Consider the following 12,503-nt stretch of genomic DNA (forward strand, 5'->3'; position numbering starts at 1 on the left):
TGCCTTCCAGGTGTTTCGTTTCGTTATCAGCCACGGCGTAACCGCGCGAAGGAACGGTTGAGATGGTCCGCCGTGGCTTCCATCAACCGGGCGGCGATGTCGTCCACGTGGCGCGCGGTCCACGGCTCCAACGCCGTTCCTTTCACCCACTGGTTGAACGAGCCCAGGGCGGGGCCCGTCTGTATCTGGTAATTGACGCGGTCCTCGCCCTTCCCTTCCATGGCGATGCGCGTTGAGTAGGCGAAGTACCAGCGGAACACCAGGGCCATCTTGTGCTTTGCGTTTGCCTCGGCCTTGGCGATCTCGTGCTCCATGCCCGATGAGCGGAAGAAGGCGCGGGTCTCATCCCATATCTGGTCGAACGTTTTCCTGAAGAACGTCGTCTCCAGCTGCCGCCGTGTGCGCTCGGGAATGTCGTCCAGGCTCTCGTGGTGGCGATAGAGCGAAAGCAGCTTGTTCGCCCGTGCCGGGAAGAACACCGACTTCTTCAGTACCTGCACCTGCGCGCCGATCTCGAACATGTCGCCCGCGGGCGCGTACTCGGTGTCCTGGATGTCCATGGCCTGCAGCAGCGCCTTGCCATCGGCGCTCATGCCCGATTCCACCGTGCACTGGTTGATCGAGCCGGTGACGATGAAGTCGGCACCGAGGAGAAAGGCCGCGGCGGCGGCCTCGGGGCCGCCGATACCGCCGGCCAGGCCCATGCAGATTGGCTCGGCATAGGCGTGGGCCGCCTGCATCTCATCGCGCAAGCGCATCAGCGGCGGCAGCATCACCGCCACGATGCCGCCGTCCGTATGGCCGCCAGAATCGGCCTCGACGCAAACGTCGTGGCTCATCGGGATCCATTGCGACTGTGCCGCCTGCTCGGCTGTTATCTGGCCGCGTTCGAGCAGGCGGTCGACGATCGCACGTGGAGGCGGGCTCATGAAGGCCCGCGCGACTTCCGGACGCGACACCTTGGCGATCACCCGGTGCCCGCAGATGGGCTCGCCTTGCGCATTCGGGCGCAGCCCCTGCAGACGGAAGCGCACCAGGGCGGGCGTGATCTGCATGAACGCGGCCGCCTCCACGTTGCGAATGCCGTAGCGCAGGTAGAGATCGACCACCGCTTCTTCCAGCGCCGGGTGCTCATAGTTCGCCAGCAGGTTCATGCCATAGGGCTGCCCCGCGGCAAGCTCCGCCTGGATGCGCACGATGGCCTGCTCGATCCTGGCCGGCGACAGACCGCCGGCGCCAAAAAAACTCAAGAACCCAGCCTTGCCCATCCGCACCACGAGCTCGGCCGAGGCGACGCCGCGGTACATCGCGCCGGTCATATAGGCGTAGCGCACGCCGTGGCGGCGCCTGAATGCGGCGCTGCCCAGCGATGTCGCCTCGATCAAGGATGTTTCGCCGTGTTCCTCGCCGATGATCCGCGCGTCGATTCCAGCATCACCCGCTAGCAGGTCCGCGGGCACGACGATTGCGTCGCCTTCCGCGTCGTCGAACCCAACGTCATCAAAGATTGGCGTCTGGGTGCTGCGTATCTCGTTCACCATCTTCGACAGGATCGTGGCGCCTATCTCCTGGAATTCGACCTCGCCCTTGCCCATCACGTAGCGGATGGAATCCACCCAGTGCACGGGGGTGGCGATCTGCCGGGCAAGCGTGTCGGCGATGCGGGCGCCGTCGTACGGCCTCGCGGTTGCGTTGGCGATCACGGTTGCCTTGGGGGCCTCAAAGGAAAACCCGCGAAGGAACTCGGCGAACTCCGCCTGCACCGGTTGCATATGCCGCGAATGGAAGGGCGCGCTGACATTGAGCTGCACGTAGCGCAGGTTCATCCGCGAGAACAGTTCGGCCGCCGCGGCGAGCGCCTCGTGGTCACCCGCGATCACCGTTTGCGTGGGCGTGTTGAGGTTGGCGATGTCGATGCCGTCCAGGCGATGCTCGTCCAGCACGCCGCGGATTTCCTTCACCGAAGCACCCAGCACCGCGGCCATGCCGCCGCCACTGGCACCGCCCATGAGTTCGCCGCGCTTCTTGACCAGGCGAAGCCCGGTTTCGAAGGAGAACACGCCCGCCGCGTGCAGGGCGTTGTATTCGCCCAGGCTGTGGCCGGCGAAGAACGCCGGAGCCTTCGTGGTCCCGCCTTCCCCATCAGTTGCCTGTGCCCGGTAGTAGTGCAGCGCGTTGACAACGTACAGGGCGGGCTGTGTGTACTGGGTCTTTGAAAGCAGGCCCTCAGGGTCGTTGAGGCAGAGATCTTCCACCGAATACCCGAGGATCTCCGAAGCGCTCTTCACCTGCTCGGGAAAGAGCGGAAAGAGGTCCTTGCCCATGCCCCTGAACTGGGAGCCCTGCCCTGGAAAGATGACTGCCTTCATGCTGGGTGACTCCGGTAGCTGTCCGTTACGTACCTGTCCGCTTCGCGATGAGCGCGGCGCCAGTGCATCGAGTCGTGCGAGGTCGCCGCCAGCGGGCGACATGATCGAATGGATCTGCGTTCCTTCCGGCAATGCGTACTTCAGGAGCGTGGCCATCGTGGATGCAGGACTTAAGTCGATGTAGCGACAGCCTTCCGGCGTGCCGATGGCCGTCAGCGTTTCCGGCAGGCGGATCCGGTCGCGCACCACGGACCAGAAATGGTCAGGGGGCACCGCATGCAAGACGTCGCCGGCAGCGCAACAGGCAAGCGGCACACGGCCGGCTTTCGTTGCCAGGGTCCGCAGGAATGCCTCATACGGCGCCCGCGCCGCGTCGACCCAGCGGGAGTGAAAGGGAAACGCGACGGGAAGCCGCTGGAATGCCACACCGCGACGCTGCAGCAGGGATTCCACCTGCGCACCGTTGGCTTCCGGCAGCGAGAGGACAGTGTGCGTAGCGAAGTGGCGCGCGCCGACTTCGCACAGGGCGAGAAGTTCGTCGTCGAGGTAACGCAGCGGTTCGCCCACCACCGCGATCATGCGTCCCGGCTCGGCATGCTGCTCGACGGCGAGCGCCTGTTCTACCACGGCGAGCAGTGCATCGTCCGCGTCGATGTATCCGGCCATGGCGGCAGCAGCGTAGGTTCCCAGGCTCGCACCAAGCACCAGGTCAAAATGCAGGCCGCGCTCGGCCAGCGACATCGCCAGTGCGTACTCCACCATGAAGATGGCGGCATGGCTATGCAGCAGACGCCACGACGAAGCGCTCCCGGCACCGCCTTCGGCGAACAGCACCGCCAGCACGGACTCGCCGCAACGCTCGCGCACGACTATATCGGCGTGCCGCATGCTTGAGCGGAAGCATGCGTCGCCCTCGAATAATTCCCGCGCCATCCCTGCGTGATGGCACCCCTGCCCTGCGAATGAAATTACGGTTTTCACGAGCAACGTATCCATACTGGCCCATGGCTCCGCCCGCCCGGCCGTATATACGGCTAGGTAGATCCGGACTCCATGGCTGACCTAAGCAGCCAATCCCCTCCCCTCAGAGGCACAAGGACAACCCTCTACGGGCTATCCGGGACGCAAAGGCAAATGTGCGTCGTCGCTAACGACGTAAGCTAGCGTCCAGCGATGTCGGGCACATGTCAGTCCACATCGCTTTGTCGAATACATACCTTCCTGGTTGGGCACCACTTCGCATGGCGTTTCCGATGGACGAAAACCAGTAGGCATACTTACTCCTGTAAAAAACGAAGGACGCTTCTTTCGAGAAAGTGCGGACAGCGTGTAGGACGAAGAACGCTATCATGAGGCACTAATGTCGCGAACAAGACGAATTTGCCGTTTTTGCGCCCAACAATGTCCGCGTAATACGTGATCGATTTCTCTTTACGGTTCTTCAATCTATGTATCGCACTTTGCAATTAGTAAGTTCTTGCGATGTATTCGATTACGTGTCGGTGTCGACGTCCCGTGGAATAAATCTTCCGATCCATCTGATGAGCTTCGACATGGCATCGTTCAATGCCGAGTTCTTTGCGATCAACGGCATTGCCTGCCCGGCCAATGTTGCGCGTAGTGTCCATAAGCGCCAGGCAGAGTTCTATTTCGGCAGGTTGGTGGCTCGTCACGCTTTACGGGAGCTAGGCGTCGTCGAAACCGAGGTGCGCGTGGGTGCTTCGCGCGAGCCTGTTTGGCCGCCAGGTATCGTTGGCAGCATTTCGCATACGCGTACCCTGGCGGCCGCGGCGGTCGTGCCTGCCGGCGAATGCTCCGGCGTGGGCATCGACATCGAGCAAGTCGTAGGCGAAGACGCAAGCGTTGCCTTGAAGGCAACGGTGATCAGCTCCGAAGAGCTTTTCTATCTGCAAACACAAACCGGCGTGCTGTCCCTGAACGCATTACTCACGATCGCATTCTCTGCGAAAGAGAGTTTGTTCAAGAGTGCGTTCAGTGAAGTCGGCCGTTATTTTGATTTCAGAGCGGCTCGTGTGGTTCACCTGGATATGGAGCGCGGCATGCTGTCGCTGGAGCTGACCGAGGCGCTGAGCGATACCTTCTTCCTGCGGCGGGTTTGCCATATAGGATTCTGTTTCATTGACCCGAATGCCGTGCTGACATACTTCGTGTGGTGATTTAGGACATCCCGTTACGGTAACCGCAAGTTCTTGCATGCCGTTGATGCTGGGGTAAACTAGGCTGAGTTCGCGATAGGGGGGGACCCCATGCTCAGGCGCACATTTGTCCAGGCCCTTGCGGCCGGCGTATCGATGGCACCGCTTTACCTGCAAGCCAAGGAGCCGGTTGCCATGCCCAACGCCCATTTCGCCGACGTCAACGGCCAGCACCTCTTCTACCAGGTGCATGGCAGCGGCAAGCCGCTGATCCTGCTGCACGGCGGCGCGGACACCGAGGCTTTCGCAGGGAATGTCGCAGGCATCGCCAAGGACCGACAAGTTATCGCCCCGCATCTTCAGGGCCACGGGCGGACGCCCGATACCGAACGCCCATTGCGATGCGAATTCCTCGCCGATGACATCGCTGCGCTTATCCGACACCTGGGTATCGGCAAGGCCGATGTCGCTGGCTATTCACTGGGTGGTGGCGTCGCCCTGCAGACTGCCATTCGTCACCCGGACGTGGTCGATCGTCTGATCGTGTTGTCGACGGTCATCAGCAACGATGGCTGGTATCCGGAAGGGCAAGCCGCTTTCGCCCAATTGGAAGCCAATGCTCCGATGATTGGCGAGCATCTGAAGGCCTCGCCCATGGGCCAGATGTATCCCGACGTCGACTGGACGAAGCTGTTCCGGAAGATCGGCGAGATGGCCAGGCAGCCGTTCGACTGGAGCTCCGGGGTGCGCCAGATCAAGGCTCGCACCCTGCTCGTGTTTGCCGATGCCGATGGGGTGCGCTTCGAGCACATCGTCCAGTTCTACAGGCTGCTTGGCGGCGGCCAGCGCGATGCGGGGATCGACGGCTCGCTTCGCTCAGTAAACCAGTTGGCGATCGTGCCCAATGCGACCCACTACAACCTCGCGGGCAATCCTCTTATAAGCGAGCTTGTGAACGGCTTTCTTGGGGCGAATGCAGTGCCGCGATGATCTTCGCGACCACTTCGGCGATGCCCGTGCCGCCGTTGACACTGATCCCAAGGCGCGCCACCACGAGCCTTTCCGACGGAACGATCACGATGTACTGGCCGAACGCGCCTCGCGCGAAATAGGTGTCCCTGGGTAGCCCTGGCAGTTCCCAGGGAGCGTCCCACACCGGAACGCTGCCCTTGTCGACCAGGTTGGTCCAGAAGCCCGCGCCGTAACCGGTATCAAGCGTCTGCGAATGGCTGTAGCCCACCCAGCCTTCGGGCAGGATCCTCTGGCCATCGACCACGCCATCGTCAAGATAGAGCTGCCCGAACCGGGCGAAATCCCGGGTCGAGGCATAAACGTGGCTTGAGCCCACGGGCGTGCCCGCGACGTCGGTCTCGATGACCGCATGCCGCATGCCCAGCGGTGCGAAAAGCTCGCTCCGTACGAAGCGCTCGGCGGCTACCGCATCGCGGGCGCCGGCGGCGTCCATCGCCATGCGCGACAGCAGCACGTAGCCAAGGTTGCTGTACGCCCAGGTGCTGCCAGCCGGATGAGCCAGAGGCTGCCCTGCCGCAAACCTTGCCATGTCGTTCTCGAGGAAGAACATGCGCGACATAGGGTTGAGCGGACCGCCGGTTTCATCGAAAGGCAACCCGCTGTCCATGCGCAGCAATTGGTCGATCCGCGGGTCCATGTGGAGTTTTCCCTGGCGCACCAGGATCCCGACCAGCGCATTGGTGACCGATTTGGTCAGCGAATGCCCCCAGATCGGTGTCTGCGGGCCATACCCGGGGGCATAGCGCTCGCCGATAAGCTTGCCGTCGTGAAGCACGACGATGCCCTTGGTCAGCCGCGGATTCTTGACGTCAGGCTCGGAGAAAGCGATGTCGAATGCCTGGCGAATCGCGGGGTCGTTGGGCTCGACCACATTCGGGCCCATCGGGTCGGCCACGCTGGTGCCATCAGTGTCGCTGCCATCACCGAGTCCGGCGACATCAGGCACCGCATCGCCGCCATGCACCAGCAGGCAGCCCAACCCCGGCCGGTAGACAGCCCGCGCGCCGAACGCCCCCAGCACCGTGGTCCGCACTTCGCGCTGCTCCCGGTCCACGTGGTAATGGACAGCCCAGCCGATGCTGCGCATGTTGGGCAGCTGCTCCTCCCTGAAGATGCGGTCGGGGTCCACTTGGGAGATAAAGGCCGCCCCGCAAAGCGATCGACTGACCGAATTCGTGGCCGTCCGGAAGAGGTCTCCCCCGGACAGCGCCTGGAAGCCCATCACCGCGGCGCCAAGCACCACCATCGTCCCGACAACGATCTTGCTACCCCGAGAAACCATGCTCCCCTCCCCTTCGGTCGAGGCAGCACCTTCACCCCAACGCCTGCCCGGCGCCAGGGAAAAGGGGCGGATGAGGGGGAATTGGGGACGAAAGGTGGCTGCCGGGACACGAGGGAATGTCCTGGCCTTAAGTCACCGTTCGGCCGCTGCCTTCAGGGAAGCCGCTTCCTGCTGGATATAGCGTTGGGTGGTCGAAGAAAAAAGGAGGCCCAGCAGGCTTCCAACTACGCCTCTAAACTCGAAACGAAGAAACGCCGAGGTCTTACCGGGCGCCAAACTCTCTATTACGTGGTCCGCCACCATCAGGACACCGGGGCTACTGGCTCGCCACTCGAAGCGTCGATTCGGCTCGACTTTCGAAACGACCCAGGTGGCCGGCTGCAGCTTGGGTTGGCGTATCCGGAATCGGTGGCCAATCGCCAACGTGTCACCATCCAGTGGCTCGATCGAGTTGACGGTGGGCAGCCATCGCGGCCACGCGACAACCGTGGTTAGGATCTGCCAGATGGATTCCGGCGAGGCGTCGATGGTGATGGAGGTCTGATAGCTCGGCATGGAGTCGATCCTTGATACGCCGGGTGTCCGGGCAGTTCTATCGCAGTTGTTTCTCGTAGCGCGAGGCGCTCCACCTCGTCATCGTGGACGATGATGAAGCCCAATGGCTTGGTGCCGAGCAAGACGACGTGCGTATGGCCAAGCCGCTCGGCTGCGATGCTGGCTCCGCTTTTCAACAACGAATAGTCATTGTTTCGTCGTTTGGCGTTTCCAGCCAGTTCCATTGGTCATGGGGCCGCTACGGTCGCCCTGGCAGGTTATCGGGTGGGGTATCCGCGTGGGACTTCCGCATGTCCAGCGCTCCCTCCTGTTCCAGGCCGAAGGGGCTATCGCAAGGTCGAGTCTGATCAGACCAGGCGAATGTCGACGGCGATATCGCCGTGTCCTCGGGCAGTTGATCTTGTGCGGGGAAGAAAGCGCCTCCGGGAGTTCCGGAAGGCGCCATTCTTCGAGTACCAAAACTCACATCATGGCCAAGCGTTTACCAGATTCGCCGCATTGACCGTGCCGATGCCGGTGGAAAAATCCCAACCCGTGCTTGTGCCATACGCCTTCGCGTAGCTTGTCGTGGACGTCGACAGCACGCCGTTGGTCCCGGAGGGGCGATAACAGCTGTGCGTGCCCGTGCAGTTCACGTCCATGTCGCCCTGGGTGACGTCATAGAAGACGCAGCTGCTTCCGACGCCACTGCCATTGCTCGAGTTGCACGACGTGCTGCCGCTGCTGCCATACTCGGTGGCGGCAAGTGAGTACAGGGTCGGGTTTGGATTGCCCACGCTCGCGCCGATCTTCTGGTTCACCAGCGCCTGGATGCCGGCCATGATGGGCGAAGCGAACGACGTGCCGCCCGCGCCAGCCCAGCCACTCGGCGCACCCGTGCAAGCCGCGCCACCGCCAGCGGTGTGGCTGTAGCAATAGACGTAGTAGTGGCCCCACACGCCGTTGGCTGCAAACAAGGACACGTCCGGAATGTCACGCACGCCATCGACCGGATTGCCAAGGAAGCCCGCTTGCCACGAAGGCTTGGCAGTGCCATGGCAGGTGCCACTTACCACCCCGCTCGTTGAGGCCGTCCCACTGGCGCAGCCGCTGGGGCCGCCACTGCCCGACGCCGTTGTGAGGTAGTCCGCCTTGCCGGTCGCACTGTTGCAGAAGCCGCTGGTGCCGTATGGCGTGCTGTAACCACTCTTGCTGCTGATCAACACGCTTGCGCAAGAATCGTTCCACGGAATCTCAGGAACGTAGGACAGCGCCGAGCCGTAGGTGGAGCTATTGGTCGAACTCCAGTACGAGCTGTTGGTACCGGCATAGGTGTCACCGAAGTCCGTACCGCCCACCGCTACGTTGTACGGTGTCGATGCGAAACCGCTGACGCCGATGCCATGCGTGGCATGCGTTGCATTGGCATCGCAACTGGCCGCGCCTTCGTCACCGGAAGAAACGAAAACCGACACGCCCTCCGCGGCCGCCTGCTGGTACGTGGAAACATACGCTGCGTTGGCAGTGGCGCCATTCTCCGCTTCGCACTCACCGTAGCTCACGCTCATGATGGCTGGCGGAGTACCCGTTGCGTTGATCAGGTTCTGGATCGCAATCAGGCCACCGAAGGTAGTGGAGGTATCCGCGCAGGAGGCAAGCTCAAGCGCAGCACCCGGAGCCGCGGCACCGGCCCATTCAACGTCCAGTTCCGCCTCGCCGTCGTTTCCGGTGATGACCCCGGGATTGCTGCAGCTTCCAGGATGTACCTGGGTGAACGTCGCTGCAGGTAACCCGAAGGTTGAACGGAAGGTCGTGATATCGGCGGTCGAGTACACGTTGGTGTCCTCGATCAGCACGATGGTTTGGCCCGTGCCGGTAATACCGGAAGTGAACACCGGATTGAAGTTGTAGATTTTCGCAAGGTCCGCTGGCACAACGGCCTGGTATGTACTCCCGCTGCTCGTGAAAGTGTAGTTGCCGTGCGGCTTGAAGTTGGTATGCGGACGGAAGTCATTGAGCGACACCACGCCGGCTACCACGGGAGCGAGTGCAGAGGGTATCTGCGGATCGCTCATATTGGCGATGTGATCGACATTCCCCACGCTGAGGTGATGAATCTCGGTATTGAACGCGCGGCGCACCTGACCTGCCGTGCCCGAGAAATCGACCAAAGTGCCACTTCGATACACGTTGTTGATAGTGAAGCCATGCGCCTTCAGCCAGTTCGTGACCACATCGATATCGGCCTGCGATACACCGTACTGCTGGCCAAACTCGTCAGCGGTAAGCCATTTACGATAGTTGGCCGATCCCTTGGTCTGTTGTTCCTGCATGAACTGCTGCAGTGCAGCTTCGCGATCATCGGGACGCTTCAGGAGCAGTTGCATGTGCTCAAGCGATAGGCTGTCTGCTGTCAGGCCGCGATCATTTTCCGCGGTGGCAAAGGGCGAAATGTTCCCCGGCAACGCGACGCGGTCGTTGTCATCGGGTATTTGCTTGATCTGTGGCGCCGACAATAACCCGACGGTTGCCGCGTCAGCATGCATCGCGAACGTGGCGCCAATCCCGGCGGCTAGCATCGTCAATAACGCTTTCGCGGCCAACCGACCGCCAATCGTGTTTGATCTCACTGTAGTGTCTCCCCGTCTTGCTGGCTGATTGAGTGTGTGCGTAACAGGGATCGAGCGGCCGATCACCTGATCGCAAGCGTAAGAACTCAAAGCTGCTGCTCGTCGCGAATGCCCGGAATGGCGCTTTCATGCAGCGTCATTACTTCCGTTTGTGTTCGCTTACGAACACCTTTCTCGGACGAGATCGGAGATGGGTACTATCGGTATTTGTGACCCATGCCTCATAAATGCCCGAGATACATTGGCCACAAGTTGCAGTTTATGCGCAGTTTCGTAGTGACGCCCGCGCCATGTCGCGGGCGAGTGTCATGGCAATCTTGCGATCCAGTGCTCAAGCGCATCCGTATCGGCCAGGTCGCCCTGGTAGGGGTAACGCGGCAGCAACGGCACGTTGTTTCCGCGCTGGCGCCCTCGGTACACCTTCATTGCGACGTGCAGCGTTCCATGACCGCTTGGCAGCGTCGGCTGGCGTATGTCCATGTACACCGTATCGGCGCTGGTCTCCTGCCCTACGTGGATGGCCCCCAGCGCGAGGAAGAGATCCGATGCGTCCAGGCAGGCCGACGCACAGCCACTATCGGTCACCATGAAGATGCGCACCTTGGTCTTCGGCGGCGCGGGTGTGGGCGCAGTGGGTTCGTGCGCATCGATGAAGAAGTCCTGGCCCTTGGCCATGGCCGTCTGCATGCCCGAGCCGCTTCAGCAGGGTCAACGCGTTGGGCATGGCTTCACCGCGGGCCGTATTGTCAAAGATGCACCATGCATCCCGTTGCTCCTTCCGGGCCACGCGCATCTGCGCCGCCACGCCCTGGAGGAATGCTTCGTCGTAAGCGGAGTAATACATGTGGGGCGAGCCGTGCAGCCGAATATAGAGCAGGCTCTCGTCGCCTGCGCATTCGCCGCCGGCGACCGGCGGCGGATCCGCCTGTACGCAGGCGATACCTGCGTTGCTCAACACCGAGCTGCCGCGCGGCGTGAACCAGCTGGCATGACGTGGCTCGCAGGCGATGGATACCGGAGTGCACTTACGCAGCAGGGAAAAAAAGACCACAGCGTCGTTTTCATCGAGCTCAAGGCTGGGCGGCAGCTGGACGAGGATACAACCCAGTTTGCTCCCGAGCGAAGCCACCTCGTCAAGAAAGCCGCGTACGGGAACTTCGCATCTCCGCAACCGCAGTTCGTGCGTAACGGTGCGCGGCATTTTTACGCTGAAGCGGAATGTATCGGGCACGCTGTTCGCCCAACGCAGATACGTCTTCGGCTGGTGCGAACGATAGAAAGACGTGTTGATCTCCACGCAGGAGAAAACCTGCGCATAGCGCTCCAGGTGGCTGCCATCCGTGGGAAAGAGACCCGCTTCCCCGGAAGGGATCGACCAGCCAGCACAACCGATGCGAAAGCTCGGGTCTGCTGGTGCGATCACCTTGGGCTTTTTCATGCCAGCGGATGCCTATGCAAACCGACTGCGGTACGCGGTCGGGGATGTTCCCAGTCTGCGCCGGAAATGATGGCGTAACGTTGCCGCAGTGCCCAAGCCGGTCTGTTCGGCGATCGAATCGATCGAGTGCAGCGAATTTTCAAGAAGTTCGCGTGCCCGTTCCACCCTGACCCCCGTCAGCCAATCCGCTGGCGTGGCAGCGGTAGCCTGCTTGAAACGTCGAATGAAGGTGCGCTCGCTCATGGCGGCCATGCGGGCGAGCTCTGCAAGGGTAAAGGTCTGGTCGAGTCGGCTGCGCATGAAGTCCATCAGTGGTGACAGGGAACTTCGTTCGCGCTTTTGCACCGGGTGCTGCACGAACTGCGCTTGCCCACCATCGCGGTGGGGAGGGATGACCAGGCGTCGCGCGACGTTGTTGGCCGTCTCGGAGCCGTGATCCCGACGCACCAGATGAAGGCATAGATCGAGCCCTGCGGCACTTCCTGCAGAAGTGAGCACCTGGCCCTCATCCACATAAAGGACATCGGGATCCACACGAATGCCGGGATAGCCACGCTGGAGGGCATCGGCGTAGCGCCAATGGGTCGTCGCGGTTTTGCCTTCCAGAAGGCCCGCAGCTGCCAGCACGAATGACCCGGAGCAGATCGACAGCAGACGCGCGCCCCTTGAATGCGCCGCGCGTAACGCCTTGATGATCGCGGCAGGAACCGATACGTCGACTCCCGACCAGCCGGGAATGATGATGGTATCGGCAGCCGCCAGACGATCCAGGCCTCCATCGGGGATGACTTTGAGCCCGTACTGCCCGTGCACGCTGCGTCCACCCACCGAGCACGTTTCAAAGCGATACCAGTTTGCGCCCAGTTCGGGTCGTGGAAGACCGAAAACTTCGGCGGCGCACGCAAACTCGAACATGCAAAAGCCATCGTACACAAGCGCAACGACGAGAGGATTGATGTTTCTTTTAACGCTTTTCGGCTTTGGCATGATTTGATCGACTAATGGCAATCTTGCCAATTGTCCGGCAACGCGGCCGGCAGAACAATAGCCTCCACTTTCCTC

The 12,503-nt window shown here is 61.7% G+C and carries 9 protein-coding genes; 2 read left to right on the top strand and 7 right to left on the bottom strand.

What is annotated here, in order from left to right:
• Positions 1–26: 26 nt before the first annotated feature.
• A complete protein-coding gene (fabD, locus tag NDK18_RS00700) occupies positions 27–3,350 on the bottom strand; it encodes an ACP S-malonyltransferase (protein ID WP_250626790.1) in 3,324 nt (1,107 codons plus the stop codon).
• Between the two features lie 560 nt (positions 3,351–3,910).
• Here fabD and NDK18_RS00705 point away from each other — a divergent pair.
• Both NDK18_RS00705 and NDK18_RS00710 read left to right on the top strand, forming a co-directional pair.
• Complete coding sequence (locus tag NDK18_RS00705) at positions 3,911–4,546, top strand: 4'-phosphopantetheinyl transferase family protein (RefSeq protein WP_250626791.1); 636 nt, start codon at positions 3,911–3,913, stop codon at positions 4,544–4,546.
• A 90-nt stretch (positions 4,547–4,636) separates the two neighbouring features.
• The gene (locus tag NDK18_RS00710) at positions 4,637–5,515 is read left to right on the top strand and encodes an alpha/beta fold hydrolase (RefSeq protein WP_250622980.1); all 879 of its coding nucleotides are present in this window, start codon (positions 4,637–4,639) and stop codon (positions 5,513–5,515) included.
• Here the strand turns inward: NDK18_RS00710 and NDK18_RS00715 are convergent.
• The 6 genes from NDK18_RS00715 to ftrA form a co-directional block, all read right to left on the bottom strand.
• Positions 5,463–6,839: a serine hydrolase domain-containing protein gene (locus NDK18_RS00715; RefSeq protein ID WP_250622979.1), complete on the bottom strand. Its 1,377-nt coding sequence runs from the start codon at positions 6,837–6,839 to the stop codon at positions 5,463–5,465. The genes NDK18_RS00710 and NDK18_RS00715 overlap by 53 nt on opposite strands.
• A gap of 132 nt (positions 6,840–6,971) precedes the next feature.
• Positions 6,972–7,394: an SRPBCC family protein gene (locus tag NDK18_RS00720; protein WP_250626792.1), complete on the bottom strand. Its 423-nt coding sequence runs from the start codon at positions 7,392–7,394 to the stop codon at positions 6,972–6,974.
• 467 nt (positions 7,395–7,861) lie between these two features.
• Entirely contained in the window at positions 7,862–9,760 is a 1,899-nt protein-coding gene (locus NDK18_RS00725) for a S53 family peptidase (protein WP_250626793.1), read from the bottom strand.
• A 549-nt stretch (positions 9,761–10,309) separates the two neighbouring features.
• Positions 10,310–10,591, bottom strand: a complete 282-nt coding sequence (locus NDK18_RS00730; RefSeq protein ID WP_250622976.1) for a hypothetical protein — start codon at positions 10,589–10,591, stop codon at positions 10,310–10,312.
• Positions 10,578–11,441: a DUF72 domain-containing protein gene (locus NDK18_RS00735; RefSeq protein WP_250622975.1), complete on the bottom strand. Its 864-nt coding sequence runs from the start codon at positions 11,439–11,441 to the stop codon at positions 10,578–10,580. The genes NDK18_RS00730 and NDK18_RS00735 overlap by 14 nt, the downstream gene beginning before the upstream one ends.
• 12 nt (positions 11,442–11,453) lie before the next feature.
• Positions 11,454–12,428, bottom strand: coding sequence for a transcriptional regulator FtrA (ftrA, locus tag NDK18_RS00740; RefSeq protein ID WP_250622974.1), 975 nt, complete (start codon positions 12,426–12,428; stop codon positions 11,454–11,456).
• Positions 12,429–12,503 lie beyond the last annotated feature (75 nt).

The organism is Pinirhizobacter soli, assembly GCF_015905305.1.
Classification (GTDB): domain Bacteria; phylum Pseudomonadota; class Gammaproteobacteria; order Xanthomonadales; family Rhodanobacteraceae; genus Pinirhizobacter; species Pinirhizobacter soli.

What these genes read in the sequence shown, in the direction of transcription:
- NDK18_RS00735 (WP_250622975.1), bottom strand. Translation starts at nt 11,441, where the DNA reads ATGAAAAAGCCCAAGGTGATCGCACCAGCAGACCCGAGCTTTCGCATC.
- NDK18_RS00725 (WP_250626793.1), bottom strand. Translation starts at nt 9,760, where the DNA reads ATGCAACTGCTCCTGAAGCGTCCCGATGATCGCGAAGCTGCACTGCAG.
- NDK18_RS00710 (WP_250622980.1), top strand. Translation starts at nt 4,637, where the DNA reads ATGCTCAGGCGCACATTTGTCCAGGCCCTTGCGGCCGGCGTATCGATG.
- ftrA (WP_250622974.1), bottom strand. Translation starts at nt 12,428, where the DNA reads ATGCCAAAGCCGAAAAGCGTTAAAAGAAACATCAATCCTCTCGTCGTT.
- NDK18_RS00715 (WP_250622979.1), bottom strand. Translation starts at nt 6,839, where the DNA reads ATGGTTTCTCGGGGTAGCAAGATCGTTGTCGGGACGATGGTGGTGCTT.
- NDK18_RS00705 (WP_250626791.1), top strand. Translation starts at nt 3,911, where the DNA reads ATGAGCTTCGACATGGCATCGTTCAATGCCGAGTTCTTTGCGATCAAC.
- NDK18_RS00720 (WP_250626792.1), bottom strand. Translation starts at nt 7,394, where the DNA reads ATGCCGAGCTATCAGACCTCCATCACCATCGACGCCTCGCCGGAATCC.
- NDK18_RS00730 (WP_250622976.1), bottom strand. Translation starts at nt 10,591, where the DNA reads ATGGTGACCGATAGTGGCTGTGCGTCGGCCTGCCTGGACGCATCGGAT.